The sequence below is a fragment of the Maritimimonas sp. 2304DJ26-3 genome, assembly GCF_056591635.1.
Genome location: NZ_JBWQOK010000002.1, coordinates 721,483 through 740,090, shown reverse-complemented (window position 1 = coordinate 740,090; position 18,608 = coordinate 721,483). Strand labels below are relative to the sequence as shown.

The 18,608-nt window shown below is 31.9% G+C and carries 21 protein-coding genes; 6 read left to right on the top strand and 15 right to left on the bottom strand.

Annotated elements, in window-relative coordinates; translation table 11 throughout:
* Both AC1EUV_RS08405 and AC1EUV_RS08400 read right to left on the bottom strand, forming a co-directional pair.
* Positions 1–1,104 (bottom strand): glycosyltransferase, encoded by a 1,104-nt coding sequence (locus AC1EUV_RS08405; RefSeq protein WP_480198240.1) that lies wholly within the window; start codon positions 1,102–1,104, stop codon positions 1–3.
* Between the two features lie 15 nt (positions 1,105–1,119).
* Positions 1,120–1,323, bottom strand: coding sequence for a membrane or secreted protein (locus tag AC1EUV_RS08400; protein ID WP_480198239.1), 204 nt, complete (start codon positions 1,321–1,323; stop codon positions 1,120–1,122).
* A 135-nt stretch (positions 1,324–1,458) separates the two neighbouring features.
* On the opposite strand from AC1EUV_RS08400, the gene aqpZ reads away from it, so the two are divergent.
* Entirely contained in the window at positions 1,459–2,139 is a 681-nt protein-coding gene (gene aqpZ, locus AC1EUV_RS08395; protein WP_480198238.1) for an aquaporin Z, read from the top strand.
* A gap of 167 nt (positions 2,140–2,306) precedes the next feature.
* Here the strand turns inward: aqpZ and murB are convergent, their stop codons facing one another.
* Positions 2,307–3,314, bottom strand: coding sequence for a UDP-N-acetylmuramate dehydrogenase (gene murB / locus AC1EUV_RS08390; RefSeq protein ID WP_480198237.1), 1,008 nt, complete (start codon positions 3,312–3,314; stop codon positions 2,307–2,309).
* Positions 3,314–4,504: a pyridoxal phosphate-dependent aminotransferase gene (locus tag AC1EUV_RS08385; protein WP_480198236.1), complete on the bottom strand. Its 1,191-nt coding sequence runs from the start codon at positions 4,502–4,504 to the stop codon at positions 3,314–3,316. The genes murB and AC1EUV_RS08385 overlap by 1 nt, the downstream gene beginning before the upstream one ends.
* A gap of 258 nt (positions 4,505–4,762) precedes the next feature.
* Between AC1EUV_RS08385 and AC1EUV_RS08380 the strand changes: the two genes are divergently transcribed.
* Positions 4,763–5,989, top strand: coding sequence for an aspartyl protease family protein (locus tag AC1EUV_RS08380; protein ID WP_480198235.1), 1,227 nt, complete (start codon positions 4,763–4,765; stop codon positions 5,987–5,989).
* Between the two features lie 33 nt (positions 5,990–6,022).
* Here AC1EUV_RS08380 and AC1EUV_RS08375 read toward each other — a convergent pair whose 3' ends face one another.
* Positions 6,023–6,481, bottom strand: coding sequence for a DUF1573 domain-containing protein (locus tag AC1EUV_RS08375; RefSeq protein WP_480198234.1), 459 nt, complete (start codon positions 6,479–6,481; stop codon positions 6,023–6,025).
* A 125-nt stretch (positions 6,482–6,606) separates the two neighbouring features.
* Between AC1EUV_RS08375 and AC1EUV_RS08370 the strand changes: the two genes are divergently transcribed.
* Entirely contained in the window at positions 6,607–9,243 is a 2,637-nt protein-coding gene (locus AC1EUV_RS08370) for a valine--tRNA ligase (RefSeq protein ID WP_480198233.1), read from the top strand.
* Between the two features lie 5 nt (positions 9,244–9,248).
* On the opposite strand, the gene AC1EUV_RS08365 is transcribed toward AC1EUV_RS08370, so the two are convergent.
* The 8 genes from AC1EUV_RS08365 to rsfS are packed head-to-tail and all read right to left on the bottom strand — an operon-like array spanning position 9,249 to position 15,153.
* Positions 9,249–9,716, bottom strand: coding sequence for a DUF1572 domain-containing protein (locus tag AC1EUV_RS08365; RefSeq protein WP_480198232.1), 468 nt, complete (start codon positions 9,714–9,716; stop codon positions 9,249–9,251).
* 6 nt (positions 9,717–9,722) lie between these two features.
* Positions 9,723–10,328 carry a YceI family protein gene (locus tag AC1EUV_RS08360; RefSeq protein WP_480198231.1) on the bottom strand — a complete coding sequence of 202 codons (606 nt, stop codon included), beginning with the start codon at positions 10,326–10,328 and terminating at the stop codon, positions 9,723–9,725.
* Positions 10,329–10,332: 4 nt separating this feature from the next.
* Positions 10,333–10,602 carry an acyl-CoA-binding protein gene (locus tag AC1EUV_RS08355; protein WP_480198230.1) on the bottom strand — a complete coding sequence of 90 codons (270 nt, stop codon included), beginning with the start codon at positions 10,600–10,602 and terminating at the stop codon, positions 10,333–10,335.
* 24 nt (positions 10,603–10,626) lie between these two features.
* On the bottom strand, positions 10,627–11,280 hold the full coding sequence (locus AC1EUV_RS08350) for a phosphatidylserine decarboxylase family protein (RefSeq protein ID WP_480198229.1): 654 nt from the start codon (positions 11,278–11,280) through the stop codon (positions 10,627–10,629).
* Between the two features lie 3 nt (positions 11,281–11,283).
* Complete coding sequence (locus tag AC1EUV_RS08345; protein WP_480198228.1) at positions 11,284–12,078, bottom strand: phosphatidate cytidylyltransferase; 795 nt, start codon at positions 12,076–12,078, stop codon at positions 11,284–11,286.
* A 1-nt stretch (position 12,079) separates the two neighbouring features.
* Positions 12,080–12,676 carry an LUD domain-containing protein gene (locus AC1EUV_RS08340; RefSeq protein ID WP_480198227.1) on the bottom strand — a complete coding sequence of 199 codons (597 nt, stop codon included), beginning with the start codon at positions 12,674–12,676 and terminating at the stop codon, positions 12,080–12,082.
* A 43-nt stretch (positions 12,677–12,719) separates the two neighbouring features.
* Complete coding sequence (ftsH, locus tag AC1EUV_RS08335; protein ID WP_480198226.1) at positions 12,720–14,759, bottom strand: ATP-dependent zinc metalloprotease FtsH; 2,040 nt, start codon at positions 14,757–14,759, stop codon at positions 12,720–12,722.
* Between the two features lie 22 nt (positions 14,760–14,781).
* Entirely contained in the window at positions 14,782–15,153 is a 372-nt protein-coding gene (rsfS, locus tag AC1EUV_RS08330; protein WP_480198225.1) for a ribosome silencing factor, read from the bottom strand.
* 74 nt (positions 15,154–15,227) lie between these two features.
* Here rsfS and AC1EUV_RS08325 point away from each other — a divergent pair, with 74 nt between their 5' ends.
* A complete protein-coding gene (locus tag AC1EUV_RS08325) occupies positions 15,228–15,956 on the top strand; it encodes a biotin--[acetyl-CoA-carboxylase] ligase (RefSeq protein WP_480198224.1) in 729 nt (242 codons plus the stop codon).
* Here the strand turns inward: AC1EUV_RS08325 and AC1EUV_RS08320 are convergent.
* Together AC1EUV_RS08320 and pyrE are read right to left on the bottom strand one after the other, a co-directional pair.
* Complete coding sequence (locus tag AC1EUV_RS08320; protein WP_480198223.1) at positions 15,953–16,342, bottom strand: STK_08120 family protein; 390 nt, start codon at positions 16,340–16,342, stop codon at positions 15,953–15,955. The two genes, AC1EUV_RS08325 and AC1EUV_RS08320, sit on opposite strands and share 4 nt — an antisense overlap.
* Positions 16,343–16,352: 10 nt before the next feature.
* Positions 16,353–16,991 carry an orotate phosphoribosyltransferase gene (pyrE, locus tag AC1EUV_RS08315; RefSeq protein ID WP_480198222.1) on the bottom strand — a complete coding sequence of 213 codons (639 nt, stop codon included), beginning with the start codon at positions 16,989–16,991 and terminating at the stop codon, positions 16,353–16,355.
* A 7-nt stretch (positions 16,992–16,998) separates the two neighbouring features.
* On the opposite strand from pyrE, the gene AC1EUV_RS08310 reads away from it, so the two are divergent.
* Both AC1EUV_RS08310 and AC1EUV_RS08305 read left to right on the top strand, forming a co-directional pair.
* Entirely contained in the window at positions 16,999–17,595 is a 597-nt protein-coding gene (locus AC1EUV_RS08310; protein ID WP_480198221.1) for an NUDIX hydrolase, read from the top strand.
* An 88-nt stretch (positions 17,596–17,683) separates the two neighbouring features.
* Positions 17,684–18,565 carry a T9SS type A sorting domain-containing protein gene (locus AC1EUV_RS08305; protein ID WP_480198220.1) on the top strand — a complete coding sequence of 294 codons (882 nt, stop codon included), beginning with the start codon at positions 17,684–17,686 and terminating at the stop codon, positions 18,563–18,565.
* Positions 18,566–18,608: the final 43 nt, after the last annotated feature.

The window sequence follows — 18,608 nt, the reverse complement described above, 5'->3', positions numbered from 1 at the left end:
TTACCAATGTTTTGGTTTGCTGAATATATTACTAAAGAATAACCCTAATTGAGAAAAGACCAATATAAAATCTAATATTGGCGATAATATGACTATATCTTTTTCATTCAATTTTAAAGAGGACTTATAAATAGCGATATATTGAGAAATTAGACGAATTATTACTAAGATAGTTACAAGTTGCCAATTAAACGAAAATAATAAGAGTATTATTGCTAATAACCAGAACGCCAGTTGTGAAAAATAAAATAGACCCAGCAAGAATTTATGGATAGGCTTGTAATAATTAGCTGTTGAAATATGTCTTCGCTTTTGTTTGAACCAAGATGAGAATGTTTTTTTTGGCTCTGAAATTGTAAAACTATCTTTAGTAAAGCAAATAGCAGTATTTTCTTTAGTTGCTATTTGATTAATAAATAAATCATCATCTCCAGATTTTATAGATAGATGAGTTTCAAATCCATTTACATGGGAGAATAGTTCTTTCTTATAGGATAAATTTCTACCAACGCCCATATAAGAGAATCCCAATTTAGCATAGGAAAAATACTGCATTGCAGTTAATAAAGTTTCGTAACGAATTAGCCGATTAATAAACGTTGGTAGCTTTTTGTATGCTCCATAACCAAGGATTACTTCTTTATTCTTATCAAATTTAGAAGTTATTTGCGAAATCCAATTTTGAGAAACTGGTTCGCAATCAGCATCTGTAAATAATAAATAATTATTAGATGCAACAGCTATTCCTTTGGTGATGGCATTTTTTTTATTTCCAAAATATTGATCTGTAGCTTCTAAATAAATGTACTTTAGATTTTTATGATCCTTTTGAAAATCCTTGCTGACTAGTTCAGTATCATCAGTTGAAGCATCATTTACGAGTACAACTTCAAAACTTTCAAAGTCTTGATTAAGAATTTTAGGCAAGAAGTTTTTAAGATTATGAGCTTCGTTTTTCGCCGCAATGATTACAGAAATGGGTAATGATTTCTTTTCTGAATTATACTCTTCCGCGAAAGCAAACTTCCCAAAAAGGAAAATCCAATACAAAACTTGAATAAATACAGTAGCAACAAAAATATAAAATAGAATGGCCAGTAGCATACGCTACAAACTTACTTATTTATGTTGAGGTTCGGCACAGGTATCAAATTGGTCAGGTGTTTTACCACAAAAACCACAAGATTCACCATCTTTATTTAGCATAGGGTTTTGACTAGCACATGTGCCTGCAAATTCTCCATCTTTTTTTGCCCAAATTTTTATAGCAATGCCTGCAAATGCAAACGCTAATAAAGCAAGTGTGATTAGAAATAGTTTCATGCTAAAAATCTTTCTGCAAAGATACAAAATGCGCTATTAAAAAAGCATAAAAAGATTATTGTATATTTGATGTATTGTGACCTTATTTGATTATAAGTGTCTCAATAATAATCAATTAATTTAATCTTAACTATTATGAAAAAATATCTAGCAGAAATGCTCGGAACATTTGTTCTTGTTTTTATTGGCTGTGGTAGCGCAGTTATTGCTGGTGGTGATGTAGGGTTTTTAGGAATTGCATTTGCATTTGGTATTGCTGTTTTGGCAATGGTATATGCTATTGGATCTATTTCAGGATGTCATATAAATCCTGCAATTACAGTGGCAATGCTCTTTTCGGGCAAAATTGATGCTAAAGATGCTGGTGGTTATATTGTATTTCAAATTATTGGTGCCATTTTAGGTGCCGGAGTATTATGGTTTATTGCTCAAGGATTGCCAGGTTATGACATTGCTGTTAATGGATTAGGACAAAATGGATATGGAACAGGTTCCCCAAAAGGATATGGTATGCAAGCAGGTTTTATAGCTGAGGTTGTACTAACGGCTATTTTCTTGCTGGTTATTTTTGGTGCCACGCATAAAAATGCAAATGGTAAGTTTGCAGGTATTGCTATAGGTTTGGCTTTAACGATGATTCATATTGTTGGAATTCCTGTAACGGGTGTTTCTGTAAATCCTGCTCGTAGTATTGGTCCTGCTTTGTTTGTAGGAGGTGAAGCATTATCACAATTATGGCTATTTATAGTAGCTCCGCTCATTGGTGGAATAATTGGTGCTTTACTTTGGAAAGTAATTAAACCAGCTGATGATTAGAAGTGTAAAATAATGTTTATAAAAAAAACCTCACTGCAGTGAGGTTTTTTATTTTTTCTAAAGTTTGCTTATTGTTTAGATATGGTTCTGTTTTAATGAACTATATCGGTCGATAAGCGAAGTTAGCCGAAAATAATTCAAGAATCAAACTAAATTATAGTAGAAGCTTAGATAATATTTACTTCAGCTTCTAAGTCAATTTCAAACTTTTCTTTAACAGTTTGTTGAATTTTTTTTGAAAGCTCAAAGATTTCTTGCCCGGTTGCATTACCATAATTTACGAGCACTAGTGCTTGTTTTTTATGAACACCAGCGTCACCAAAGCGTTGCCCTTTAAATCCACATTGTTCCACCAACCAACCAGCTGGTACTTTAATTTTTGTTTCAGAAACTTTATAATAAGGCACTTCAGGATGTTTATGTTGTAATTGTCTAAACTGATGTTTAGAAATAACAGGGTTTTTAAAAAAACTACCACTGTTACCTATTTCTTTTGGGTCTGGTAATTTACTTTGCCTAATAGTAATTACCGCATTAGATACATCTTTTATGGTAGGCTTTTCAATAGCATTACTTCCTAACTCAGATTGGATTGCACCATAAGAAGTATTTAGCTGATGTTTATTTTTTGAAAGTTTGAAAAGAACAGAGGTAATTATATACTTTCCTTTAACATGACGTTTAAAAATAGAATCTCTGTAACCAAACTCACAATCCACATTTTTAAACTTTACTAAATTCCCTGATTTAATTTCTAGAGCTTCTAGTTCATGCATAAAGTCTTTTAATTCAACTCCGTAAGCACCAATATTTTGAATAGGAGCAGTACCCACATTACCAGGAATTAAAGATAGGTTTTCAACACCTCCATAGTCATTTTCTAAACACCATAAAACAAATTCATGCCAATTTTCGCCAGCTTGTACTTTTACAAATACATCCTCTTTGTCTTCCTTTAGAATCTCTTTTCCTTTTAAATTTAGATGTATTACAAGCTTTTCAAAGTCTTTAGTGAGTAACAGGTTGCTTCCTCCGCTAAGTATAAAGAAATCTTCATGATTTTTTAAAATTTCTTCTAAATCTAGAATTGATCTGGCATTCACAAATTTTTTGGCTTTAACGTCTATACCAAATGTATTGTAGGGTTTTAAAGATATGTTTTGTTGAATCTGCATTAAGAATTATAAGCTTCTAAAGCTGCCTTTAAGATTTTTACAGAACGGATCATATCCTCTTTATTTAGGACATATGCAATACGTACCTGGTTTAAGCCTAATCCTTTTGTAGAGTAAAACCCTGCAGCTGGGGCCACCATAATAGTTTCATTATTTAAATGAAATTTTTCTAAAAGCCATTGCGCAAAATCGTCAGAATTTTTAACTGGTAACTCAGCGATACAATAAAAAGCGCCATTAGGCTTCGCTACTTTAACGCCGTCTATTTTTTGAAGCTCAGTAATCAATGTATTACGTCTGTCTACATATTCTTCAATAACATTATCAAAATAGCGCTGTGGTGTATCTAAAGCAGCTTCACTAGCTATTAGAGCATAAGTAGGAGGACTCAAGCGTGCCTGAGCAAATTTTAAAGCAGTTTGTATAACTTGTTTATTTTTAGAAACAATACATCCAATTCTCGCACCGCACATGCTATAACGTTTGGATACTGAATCTATAACAATTGTATTATCATTTATACTTTCTTCTTGCAAAACAGAATAATGAGTTGCACCGTCATAAGCAAATTCACGATAGACTTCATCAGCAATTAAAAATAGATCGTACTTTTTGACGATTGATGCTAACTTTTGTATTTCTTCTTTGCTGTATAAATAACCTGTAGGATTACCTGGGTTACAAATTAATATTGCTTTGGATTTAGGTGTAATTAATTTTTCAAACTCTTCAATAGGAGGCAAGGCAAAATTATCTTCTATTTTAGAAATTACCGGTACAACTTTTACACCAGATGCTGTAGAAAAACCATTGTAGTTGGCATAAAAAGGCTCTGGAATGATTACTTCATCATTAGTATCCATAATACTGCCAAATGTAAAGAGCAAGGCCTCGCTACCTCCAGTAGTTACAATAATATCATTGGTCTCAATGCTAATATCATTTTTGGCATAATATGTTGATAGCTTTTGTCTGTAAGCTTCCGAACCTTCTGAACGAGCATATTCTAATACTTCTAAATCAGCATTCTTAACAGCATCTAAAGCAACTTTTGGTGTTTTAATATCTGGTTGTCCTATATTTAAATGATAAACTTTAGTTCCTCGCTTTTTTGCATCTTCAGCAAACGGCACTAATTTTCGGATTGGAGACTCAGGCATTTGCTGCCCTTTAGCAGATATTTTAGGCATTTCTATTTTATAGTTAGATATTCTACAAATTTCAGAAAATTATATCGAAAATTAGTACAACTTTTCTAAAGATTTTATTCCGTTAAAATTATGCTAAAAGTTTTAGTAGCTATTTGAGTTTTTGTAGTTTTAAGAAAGTAAACTAACTCTATGAACTACCGCATAAAATTGCTATCTTTTTTCTTTCTTTATTTATGCGTATCTAAACTTACCGCCCAAGATAGATTCTATATTAAGAACAATGGTAAAAGCTATGCTATGAGTTTTAAGATGGTAAATAATTTGATTGTTTTACCTATAGAAGTAAATGGTTCAAAGCTTAATTTTCTACTAGATACTGGTGTAAATAATACCATAATGTTCAACTTAAGTTTAGAAGATTCAACCAAATTAAAAAATACACAGAAAATTAGAATAAGAGGTTTAGGCGAAGGAAGTTATATAAACGCAATTCAATCTAAAAATAATCTATTTAAAATTGGAAATATTTTAAATGGACAACATATGATCTATTTAATACCAGGTAGAGAATTTGATCTCTCGGCCAGAATGGGTATGGATATTAATGGAATTATTGGTGGTGATATTTTTAGAGATTTTGTTATTGATATTAACTATACCACGAAAAGGGTTAAGTTTTACAACCCAAATTCCTACAAATATAAAGAGTGTAAGAAATGTGAAACATTTGACCTCACTTTTAATAGAAATAAGCCATATGTTGATATTAAGGTTAGATCAGATGATAAAATCATAGACACAAAATTGTTAATTGATACTGGTGGTAGTAAAACAGTTTGGTTGTTTGATAAATCGAGTGATAATATTAAGTTGCCCGAAAAATATTTCGATGATTTTTTGGGTAAAGGATTAAGCGGTAACATTTATGGTAGACAGAGCAAAATAGATGAAATAATCTTAGGGCAATATAGCTTTAAGAATGCAAATGTGTCGTACCCTGATTCGACATCTATCGCTACAGCTTATAGATTTAAAGAACGAAATGGAAGCTTAGGAGCAGGAATTTTAAAACGATTTAGAATGCTTATTGATTATAGAGATAAAAAATTGGTATTAAAGAAAAAATCATCTTATTACAACGACCCTTTTTTGTACAACATGAGCGGTATTGAATTGATTCATAATGGCACAATGCTCATTAAAGATAAAAAGGATTCATCAGGCCTTAATTTTGGAGGAAGAGGAGAAAGTCGAGGAATTGTGCAAGTTATCTTTGAAATGGTTTACAACTTTAAGCCATTGTATACTATTTCATTCATTAGACCAAATTCACCTGCAGAGAAAACAGGTTTATTAGCTAACGATATTATTTTAGAAGTTAATAGTAAGCCTGCTTATACTTATAAGATGGAAGAAATAATTCATTTGTTCTCAACAAAAGAAGGAAAACTTATAAAGCTATTAATCGAAAGAAATGGTAAAAAACTTTTTTACTCTTTTAGATTAAAAGATATGCTAAAATAAAAAAGCGACCCTATTGAGTCGCTTTTTTATTATTTAGTTGTTATTTTCTACTACACTTTTTTCTTTCCGTTCAAGTATAGATAAGGCGCTTTCTTTTTTTACACGTCCCTTAATATAGATTACTTTTTTAGCTTCAGAAGCATTAGAAAAAATTGTAATTGCTTTATTAAAAGGGGAAACTCTATTGGTGTCATATTTTACTTCTAGTTCAGCAGTTGCTCCAGGCATAATAGGCTCTTTTGGCACAGTTGGCACTGTACAGCCACAGCTTGTTTTAACATTAGAAATAATAAGTGGCGACTTTCCTACATTCTTAAATTTAAAAACACGTTTTCCATCTGAACCCTTTTCTACAGTTCCATAATCAATAATTTCTTTTTCAAACTCAAATATTGGAGCATTCGGGTCTGCTTTTTTTTCCTCAGAAGTTCCCTGCGCATTGACAGAAAAACTTATCAAACCAATAACGAATAATAAGGCTAATTTTTTCATTTTATGATATGCTTTTAATAGGGTAAAGATACTTATTTTTTATCTTAAAATTGTAACGGCTAAAGTTTTAACATATTGTTGATAATTGTAACTTTGCACTTCATTTTTATCAAGAAGTACGCCAAATGAAAATTCCAGCAACTTATAGTTCAAATAAAGTAGAAGAGAAGTGGTATAACCATTGGATGGAAAACGATTTTTTTCGGTCTACACCGGATGAAAGAGAACCTTATAGTATAGTGATTCCACCACCTAATGTAACCGGAGTTTTACATATGGGGCACATGCTGAATAATACTATTCAAGACGTATTGATACGTCGTGCTCGTTTGTTGGGTAAAAATGCTTGTTGGGTGCCTGGTATGGATCATGCCTCTATAGCTACCGAAGCTAAAGTAGTTGCTAAACTTAAGGAACAAGGTATAGATAAAAATAATATCACTCGTGAAGAATTTTTAAAGCATGCTTGGGATTGGACTCATGAATATGGAGGAGTAATTTTAGAGCAATTAAAAAAATTAGGATGTTCTTGTGATTGGTCTCGTAAAAAGTTCACCATGGATGATGATATGAGTGAAGCTGTAATTAAGGTATTTGTAGATCAATACAACAAAGGAAATATTTATCGAGGTTATCGTATGGTGAATTGGGATCCAGAAGCCCAAACCACATTGTCTGATGAAGAGGTTATTTACCAAGAACGAACGGATAAACTATACTATGTAAAGTACCAAATAGAAGGTGAGAGTGAATTTGTAACTATTGCAACAACTAGGCCCGAAACTATTTTAGGAGATACTGCAGTTTGTATAAACCCTAATGATGATCGTTATACGCACTTAAAAGGCAAAAAAGTAATTGTACCTATTTGTAATAGAGTGATATCTATAATAGAAGATGATTATGTAGATATAGAGTTTGGTACCGGCTGTTTAAAAGTAACGCCAGCACATGATGTAAATGATAAAGAAATTGGTGATCGTCATAACTTAGAAGTTGTAGATGTTTTGAATGCTGATGGTAGTATGAATAGTTTTGGTCTTCATCATCAAGGGAAAGATAGAGTAGTAGCAAGAAAAGATGTTGCCAAAGAACTAGAAGAATTAGGTTTATTAGTTAAGATTGAAGATATCACCCATAATGTAGGAACTTCGGAGCGCACAAAAGCTGTGATTGAGCCAAGACTATCTGATCAATGGTTTTTAAAAATGGAAGAGCTGATAAAACCAGCAATTAAAGCGGTGCTTGAAACAGAAGAGGTAAAGCTTTTTCCTAAGAAGTTTAATAATACATACCGTCATTGGGTAGAAAATATTCGTGATTGGAATATATCGCGTCAATTATGGTGGGGACAGCAAATACCAGCTTACTTTTATGGAGATGGTAAAGAAGATTTTGTTGTAGCCGAAAATATTAATGAAGCAATTGAGCTTGCGAAAATAAGAACGAATAATCAAGAATTGACCTCTAACGATTTAACTCAAGACCCTGATGTTTTAGATACTTGGTTTTCATCTGGTATTTGGCCAATGAGTGTATTTGACGGTATTCGAAATCCTGATAATGAGGAAATTAATTACTATTATCCAACAAATGATCTAGTTACAGGCCCTGATATTTTATTCTTTTGGGTTGCACGTATGATTATTACAGGTTATGAGTATAGGGGTGAGCGACCATTTGAAAATGTATATTTAACTGGACTGGTCCGTGATAAACAACGTCGTAAGATGAGTAAATCTCTCGGAAATTCGCCAGATGCACTAAAATTAATGGAAGATTATGGTGCCGATGGAGTTCGTGTAGGTTTATTGTTAAGTAGCGCAGCTGGTAACGATTTAATGTTTGATGAAGCTTTATGTCAACAAGGAAAACAATTTGCCAATAAAATATGGAATGCTTTTCGATTAATTAAAGGTTGGCAAGTAAGTAGTTCAATTGAGCAACCGGCGTCTTCTAATATTGCTATTGAATGGTATAAAAGTAAATTCAATAAGACTTTAACTGAGATTGAAGATCATTATAGTAAATATCGTTTATCTGACGCTTTAATGTCTATTTATAAGTTGATATGGGATGATTTTGCTTCTTGGCTTTTAGAGATTGTAAAACCAGGTTATGAACAGCCAATTGATGAAAAGACCCATTTGGCTGTTATAGCTATTCTTGAGAATAACTTAAAAATATTACATCCTTTTATGCCGTTCTTGACTGAAGAGATTTGGCAATTCATTGCTGAAAGAACTCCAGAAGAAGCTTTAATAGTTGCTAACTATCCGAGTGTTGAAAAGATAGATGAGAGCTTAATCAAAGAATTTGACTTTGCTACGGAGGTGATCTCTAGTATTAGAACTATCCGTAAGGATAAAAGTATTACGTTTAAGAATAAAATTGATTTGTCAATTCTTAATAATGAGACGACTTCTGATAGATTTGATGTTGTAATAAAGAAATTAGGTAATGTAGATACATTGAATTATACGCCAGAAAAGATAGATGGAGCTTTAAGCTTCAGGGTTAAATCGAATGAGTATTTTATCCCTATCTCGTCAGATAATATTAGTATAGATGAGGAAATAAAAAAATTAACAGAAGAATTAAATTATACAGAAGGCTTTTTAAAATCTGTTCAAAAGAAATTAGCAAACGAACGTTTTGTTTCTGGCGCTCCAGAACAAGTAGTTGATAACGAAAAGAAAAAGGAGGCAGATGCCTTGGCTAGAATAGAAACTATTAAGGCAAGCTTGGCAAGTTTGGGATAATCACTTTACCCTTTAATTAATTTTTTTAGAAGAGAAATTTGCCCAAAATGATAGTAGGCATGTTCTATCATTCCTTCTATATTTCTTTTATAAGTACCATACTTTTCTTCTATGAATACATTATCTAGTTTCTCATCAGACATTTTTTCAATAAAATTTGCAAACTTTTCAGCATTAGCTAAAAGTGAAGTTACTAATTGTTGCCACTCTTTTTCAGATTTAGTTGGAGGCATATCAAAACTGTATTTATCTCTAATTTCTAATTTGCCTTTTTCGAAAAAATTATTAAGTCCGGAGATGTAGTAGTTAATATGAAAAGTTAATAAAGCGATGGTATTTAAAGAACCAACTTTAGTAGTGGCTTCTTGCCAAGTAATATCAGCCAATTGTTCTTTAAGATTGGTATTTGCAATCCACTTTCCGTTGAATAAAACTTCTCGAAATCTATTGGCAAGCAGAACTGACTGACTCACTGAAATTTACTTTTTCTTTAAATAAATAATTGCATCGATAGCTACCTCGCTCCAAGTTTTACTAACTAAGTCAGGCCCTTTATGTAATTCAAAACAGGCTTTACTTAGTGAGTCTAAAGCTGCTTGAGCATTAAAGTCATTTACAATATCTAATGTGCCTGTCAACTCAACTAATTGCCCACTAATAATATAAGTAATAGGTATTTCTTTACTAACATTATTCATTTTTAGGTTTACTGTACCTTTTCCATCATTATTTAAATTTAATATTCCTGTTAAAGAAACGGTTGCATCCATTACTCCAAAGAAAAGTTCTTTAAGCTTCCCATCACGTTCATCATCACCAGAAAAAAGGCTACTTACAGGTAAATTGAATTCAGCCCCATTCAAGGCCTCTAAAGCTGTTGTTGCCTCTTGTGTATTCGAAATTTCAACAGTTTTAAATTGTCCTTTCACAGGAATTTTTGAGGTAGTTTTATAACCTGTCCAATTTACAGTAATAGTTTCTGCAACTACTGAGAATTTTGCTGGTTCTTTCTTTACTTGTTTTTTACATGAAACGATAGTAAAGGATAGTATAATTGCTACTGATAAAAAAACGATTTTTTTCATGGTTTTAATCTATTTTTTGTTGTGTAATTTTTTCTACAAGTTCAATATATTGTTGTTTTGCCATGTCTTCAGAAATTTCATTGATCTGAAACCAAGCATTCAATTTAAAAGCATTTCGAATTGCGTCATGACCCGATGGTGTTGAATAGTTATTTCCTTTAGTAGCTTGCTTATAATAAGCATATAACTTAAGCATAGTATCAGGTGGTAACTTTTCTTTCATAGAAGAAGATATTTCATAGGCTTTCTCAAATTTTCTATTAATATCTTCCATGCTTGTTTTTACTTTAACAGGAGATTAAACGCGTTCGGCAATTACTGTTTTAGCACCAATCGCTTTTTGATTTAAAGAAACATTTATTTTCATATCTAAAGGTAAAAAAATATCTACTCTAGAACCAAATTTTATAAATCCGGCATCTGTACCTTGTTTTACAGTTTCATCTTTTTTAGCATAGTTTACAATACGTCTTGCCAAAGCGCCAGCTATCTGTCTATATAGAATTTCGCCAACGTTATTATTTTCTACAACAATGGTGGTACGTTCATTTTCTTCTGAAGATTTTGGATGCCAAGCAACCAAGTATTTGCCTGGATGGTACTTGCTGAAATTTACTTTTCCACTAATTGGATATCTTGTGACATGTACATTTAACGGAGACATGAAAATAGATACTTGTCTACGTTTATCTTTAAAATATTCGTTTTCTTGAACTTCTTCAATGACCACTACTTTACCATCTACGGGAGCAATAATTTGATTTAAGTTTTCAACTGCTATTCGTTTGGGGTTTCTAAAAAACTGAAGAATCAAAATTAATATCAATAATAGAACTACCATTAGTGATTTATTGAGCCAATAATTAGCAATAAACTTATCTATAAGCAAAAAGAGTACCGTTAAAATAACAATAGTTATTGTGATAATTTTATAACCTTCTTTATGAAACATAGTCTAATAAAATAAATGCAAATATACATAAACAAAGGGGGCAGCAAAGATAATACTGTCTAGTCTATCCAGAAATCCACCATGTCCGGGAATAAGGTTGCTGCTATCTTTTACCTGAGCTTCTCTTTTAAATTTTGATTCAATCAAATCGCCTAATAAACCAAAAATAACAATCAGAACAGCGATGATCATCCAACTTACTAAGGTTAAAATTGGGACGTACTGAGCTAAGAAATATGCAGCGATAAGGCTTGCAACTAACCCACCAAGAGCTCCTTCAACAGTTTTATTTGGTGAAATTTTCTCATAGAGTTTTGTACGCCCTAATGTAGTGCCAATTAAGTAAGCAAAACTATCATTAGCCCATATTAGTGCAAAAATACTAATGATGGTCTTAGGATGATACTCACCATTTATAAAAGGAATACTTGTCATAAAACTAAAAGGCAAAGCTATATAGGCTACAGCCAATAAAAAATGCCCCATTTTACTTGAAGTAATACTAATCTTTGTAATAAATAATTGATAAATAAAGGGTATGAATAATGAAATGATTAGAAAAAAATGAAAGTATTTTGAACTGAAAATTGATAACTCAGAAAAACGTAAATAGATTAGGATGGCAACTATATATGCCCAGTTATATTTTAAATTAATGAGTCGTTTAAATTCATATAAGCACAACATCATTAAGATGAAAAATAAGGCATAAAAGGACTCTTTTGAATATAAGGTTGCACCTACTATAATAGCGACATATACTATGCCCGAGAGTGCCCTTGTAAGCAATTCTTTCATCTTATAAATCTTCTAGTAAAAGCAAATAAAGATTTTTTGCATTTGTATTACCATAATTCAAAAAATCATCTTTTGCTTTTCCAGGCATATAGCTTTTGATTGAACTAATATTGGTAGGAAAATCATGAACATAATTTTTTCGTATTGCCATTAATCCTTCACTAGTCGTTCTAACTAGTTGACTCGTTCTTGCTAATACAATAAAGTGGTTGGGTAACTTAGATAGTTTATATTGTTGTACTTGATTTGATGAAAACATCACACTACCATTATCAGAGATTAAGTGTTCACATAATGAAAAGAATGGAGCATTTAAGGATATATTCTGAGTACAACTCTTATTGATAATTGTCAATAATTTGACTAAATCGCGGTCAATACAAACAGTTTCTTCCCATTGATTTTCTTCAATGATGTTGAGTAAATTTTGATTAACTTCTTCTAAATTAGAACAGTATAAGAATTTACCTCCTTTTTTAATGAAATTATGAACAAATATATCATCTAAAGAAAGATCTGCCGTGTCTATGGCAGATCCTTGTTCGCTTGAAGCGGAAATGTCTTTATTTTGGTTGAATAACTTTTTTAATAGATTCATAGTAAAACTAGTGAGCTACTCAAAAGTAATAAAATGTTAAAAATTAGGCGAATTCTGTTGAAATCTCGCCTTCATTGTTCACATCTTTAATAGGATTGTCTTTTGTTTTCTTTACTGTACCTTCTTCTGAAGCAACTTCTTCCACAGCTTTAGGGCTAGCTAAAGGCTCTTTTTTAAATGGTCTCTTTCCAAATATTCTCTCCAGATCATCGCTGAAAATAACCTCTTTTTCTAACAATAATTCTGCTAATTCAGTCAACTCCTTTTTATGTTTGATCAAAATTTGCTGAGCTCGTTCATATTGGTTTTCAATTAATTTAGAAATTTCTTCATCAATCAATTGAGCTGTTTCTTCACTATACGGTTTTGAGAAATTATAGTCAGATTGACCACTAGAATCATAATAAGTAATATTGCCAAGTTTTTCGCTTAAACCATATACAGCTACCATAGCTCTAGCTTGCTTGGTAATTTTTTCAAGATCACTTAAAGCCCCAGTAGAAATTTTATCGAAAACAATCTTTTCAGCTGCACGACCACCTAAAGTGGCACACATTTCATCAAGCATTTGTTCTGTTCTAACAATCATGCGTTCTTCTGGTAAATACCAAGCCGCTCCTAATGATTGCCCACGAGGAACAATTGTTACTTTTACTAATGGAGCAGCATGTTCCAACATCCAGCTAACTGTTGCATGACCAGCTTCATGGTAAGCAATGGTTTCCTTTTCTTTCTGAGTGATGATTTTATTCTTCTTTTCTAACCCTCCAACAATTCTATCTACAGCATCCAAAAAATCTTGATGCTCTACCGCTTTATGGCCCTTTCTAGCTGCGACTAATGCAGCCTCGTTACAAACATTAGCAATATCAGCTCCGGAAAAACCTGGTGTTTGCTTAGCTAAAAATTCCACATCTGCATTTTTATCTAGCTTCAAAGGTTTAACATGAACTTCAAAAATCTCTTTACGCTCATTCATGTCTGGCAAATCAACATAAATTTGTCTATCAAATCGTCCTGCACGCATTAAAGCTTTATCTAAAACATCTGCACGGTTAGTAGCAGCTAATACAATTACATTAGTATCAGTACCAAAACCATCCATTTCTGTTAATAGCTGATTTAATGTATTTTCACGTTCATCATTACCACCAGTAATATTATTTCTACCTCTAGCTCTACCTATAGCATCAATTTCATCTATAAAAATAATCGATGGCGATTTTTGTGCAGCTTGTTTAAACAAATCACGAACACGTGAAGCACCAACACCCACAAACATTTCCACAAAATCAGAACCAGATAATGAAAAGAAAGGAACTTTAGCTTCACCAGCTACTGCTTTTGCTAATAAGGTTTTACCTGTGCCAGGAGGGCCTACTAATAAGGCTCCTTTTGGAATTTTACCACCAAGTCTAGTATATTTTTCAGGATTCTTTAAGAAGTCTACAATTTCTTGAACTTCTTCTTTTGCACCTTCTAAGCCTGCAACATCTTTAAACGAAGTTTGTACTTTTTGATCTTGGTCAAAAAGCTTTGCTTTAGATTTACCAATGTTAAAGATTTGCCCACCTGGACCACCACCACCACCAGCACCAGACATCCGACGCATAATAAATATCCAAATTGCAATAATAAAGATAAACGGCAACCACATAAAAATGCCATCCCAAATATTAGTTTGTTTGGCATTATCTCTATCAAAATCTAAGTTATATTCAGTTTTCTCAGTATTTAACTCATTTTCGAAATTTTGAAGATCTCCAAAATCAAAAATATACATTGGGTTACCTTTACTGAAAAAAGGACTCTTAGTTTTAGCACTGTGCTTTTCTTTACTTAAAGCATCTTCTTTAATGAAAACTTGAGCGAAATCGTCATTTACAATAACTATTTTGCTAATATCATTATCCTTAAGGATGGTTTTAAACTCATTATCAGATAATTTATCAGTGCTTAGGTCAGAACTGTTAAAGAATTGATACCCTAAAATAAGTGCGAAAAGGATACCATATACCCAATAAAAATTGAATTTAAATTTAAACTCTTTAAAAGGCTTATTATTTTTTTTATCTTGACTCATGTAATTGTTCTAAAAATTAAAATTAGTAGGCAGCTTCGATCGAAGTAATTTTTGCATCGCCCCAAAGACTTTCTATGTCATAGAATTCTCGAACCTGCTTTTGAAAAATATGCACTACAACATTTACATAATCGATCAATATCCATTCTGCATTTGCTTCACCCTCTACATGCCATGGTTTATCTTTTAAAGACTTACCAACCACTTTTTGTACAGAACCTGCAATTGCATTTACTTGAGTATTAGAATTACCTTCGCAAATAATAAAATAATCACATACTGTATTTTCTATTTCTCTAAGATCTAAAATGCTTACTTTCTCGCCTTTAACCTTCTCTATTCCCTTTATAATTTCAGTAATTAACTGATCTGAGCTCGCTTTGGTCCTCGTCATTAAAATTCTTTAAGATTACCGCAAAGGTATTATATTTTATCGTTAATGAAATGTTATATTTGTAATATTCCATAATGAAAATAGTCAAACTTAATGCCATTAATTCAACCAATACTTTTTTAAAAGATTTGGTTAAAAATTCTAACGTAGAAAATTGGACAATTGTTGTAACAGAGGAGCAAACAGCTGGTAAAGGACAGCTACAAAATAAATGGCACTCTGATCCTGGTAAAAACCTCACCTTTAGTATATTGTGTGAATTGGAAAATTTTAAAGTTCAATATGCTTTCTATTTGAATTGTATAATTTCATTGGCAATTTTTAATGTTTTACAAGATTATATACCTGAAAAATTAAAAATTAAATGGCCTAACGACATTTTGTCATATGCTAAAAAATTATGCGGAATTCTAATTGAAAATACTGTCAGTAATGATAGAATTATAAGATCAATTATTGGAGTTGGTCTTAATGTAAATCAGATTAATTTTGAAGGTCTCCCAAATGCAACATCTTTAAAATTAATTACCAATAAAGAATTTAATAGGGATGTTTTACTGAAAAACCTAGTGAATGAAATTAAAAAACAATCAGTATTGATTGAGAATCATTATTTTAAAGGAATTAAAACAGCTTATGAAAGCCATTTGTTTAGAATGAATACACCAGCTATGTATGAAAATATCCAAGAAAACCAATTTATGGGTAAAATACTTGGTATTGATGATTTTGGAAAATTATTAATTGAACATGAAAACGAATCAATTGAAGCTTATGACTTAAAAGAAATTCGATTTATTTAAAGCTGCTCTATATTTTCGCTTAGAGTATTGATGAATTTTTTTAACGGACTTTTCACCATCATTGCCATCATAGGATTAAATTTGCCATCAAAGACTAATTGTACCTCACTACTTTCATCATCTATCTCATAAATATTTCCTGTTAAAGTAAAAGGAAGTTTATCACTTGCAGCTCCAAGTACAACTTTTTCATTAGGTACTAATTCTTTAATTTTTAGTTTAATTTCTGGCATACCCTTTAAAGCGAATACAAAACCGTTTTCTCTAGTTTCAAATTTGTCTATACTCTCTGGCATAATCTTTTCAAAATTTGCAGGATCTGCTAAAAACTCATACATGTCTTTGCTAGACTTTTGTGCTGTTACGCTTGGGCTTTCTAAATTCATGTTTTTATAATTATTGCCACCTGTCTGGATGTTTTCTCCACTCTTGTAGCGTTTTTAATTCGTTATTATTTATATAATTTGATTCTGTAGCTTGATCTAATAAATGATTGTAATCACTCAAAGTTAAGAGTTCTACTTCAGAATTTCTAAAATTTTCTTTTGCAAAATCAAATCCATAAGAAAAGATAGCGACCATACCCTTAACAATAGCCCCTGAACTTTTTAATGCTTTTACAGCATTTAAACTACTTTTCCCGGTGCTTATTAAATCTTCAATAACAACTGCTTCTTGTCCACTTTCTAAATGACCTTCTATCTGATTTTGTCGACCATGTTTTTTTGGCTCTGGTCGAACATATACAAAAGGTATGCCTAATTTTTCAGCAACTAAAACCCCAATTGCTATCGCACCAGTTGCAACACCAGCAATTACATCTGGTTTGCCATACTTTTCTTTTACTATTTTAGCTAAATTTTCACTTAAAAAATTACGAACCTTTACAAAAGATAATGTAGTTCTGTTATCGCAATAAATTGGTGATTTCCAGCCTGAAGCCCAAGTAAAAGGTTCATTGGGTTGTAGTTTTATGGCTTTGATTTGTAAAAGTAATTCAGCAGTTTTTTTTGCTGTATTTTTGTCTAAAATCATATCGCAAATGTATACAATTTTTGTAAATGAAAATGTTATTTTTTTGGACCAAAAGCCTACTAATAATCCTGACATTCCTTCTCATAGTTTTGAAAATATAGAACTTAATGAGATCATCCTTCAACTAGAAAATGATGAATTGAAATCTATCCACATTTATCATCATAATCTCAAAGAACTTTGGGAAGGTTTTCAAGATAAGTTTAAAATTATTAAGGCGGCTGGTGGCGTGGTGTTTAATGAAACTAATGATAGTTTATGGATATTCAGAAATGGTAAATGGGATCTGCCAAAGGGAAAAATTGAAGCGGGTGAAAATATTGAAGAAGCAGCTTTACGAGAAGTAGAAGAGGAATGTGGTGTGACCAATCTAAAATTATTGGGTCTTATAACTAAGACTTATCACGTATATAAGTATAAAAACAAAAGAATATTAAAGGTTACATATTGGTTTAAAATGACTTCTACTCTCGACCAAAAGCTAACTCCTCAATTGGAAGAAGGTATTACCAAGGTAGAATGGGTAGGAGCTGAAAAGCTTAACGAAGTCTTAAAAAACACATATAGAAATATAGATTTATTATGTAAATTTGCAATCCGTTAAGAAAAAGTAGGAAAAAACGGACCCTAGTTGTTATACATTAGATAAGTGTATTAAATAAAATAAACAAGCCAATTAATTAGAATTGCTTATGAAAAAAATTACTCCCCTAGTTATTATTGCTATTATAAGTTTGCAAAGTATTTTTGCGCAAACATTAACACATTCTACCAGTCAAAATATTGTTGATGGTAATTCATTAGGTTGTAACACCAAAGACGGAGATGGTAATGTTATTTTTGTTCAAGCTACTACTTACTATAGAGCTTTTGACCTCAACGATTTTGGTATTATTAGTGATTATGATATTACATCTATTGATTATGGAATAGAATCATTGTCTGATGCTCCTGCTGGAGGATTCCCGGTTACTGTAGGTGTTTATTCAGTAAATGGCATTTTTCCAAACGGAAGCTTAACACTAATTACTGAAGTTACTCAAAATTTACAAGATCAATCTCAAACAATTGTTAATGTGCCAATTACTGCTACTATTGCTGCAAATGCAGAATTTGTAGTAGCAATTTCTGTACCTTCAGACGATCCAGACGATGGAGGTGCTGGTCAGGTTAAATTTGATATAGGCTCAAATAACGATGGTCAAAATGATCCATCATATTTTTCAGCAGATGCTTGTAATCTAAATATGCCAACCGATTTCGAAGACCAAGGTAGACCAGATATTCATATGGTAGTTAATGTGAATGGTAATGGTTCAACTGCTAGTACAGGTGATTTAGACTTAGTAAGTTTTAGTTATTACCCGAATCCGGTAAAAGAGAGTTTAAATATGATTGCTAAAGAGGAAATCTCAAGCGTCGAAGTTTATAATGTTTTGGGCCAGCAAGTAAAGTCTATGAAGACCTCACAATTAAATGCAAGTTTAGACTTAACATCACTTTCGGCGGGTACCTATATGGTAAGAGCCAGAGTAAATGACAAAGTAGGTTCTTTTAAAGTAGTTAAAGAATAAGAAAATTATATAAAAAAAATATAAGCTCTGCGTTTTGCGGAGC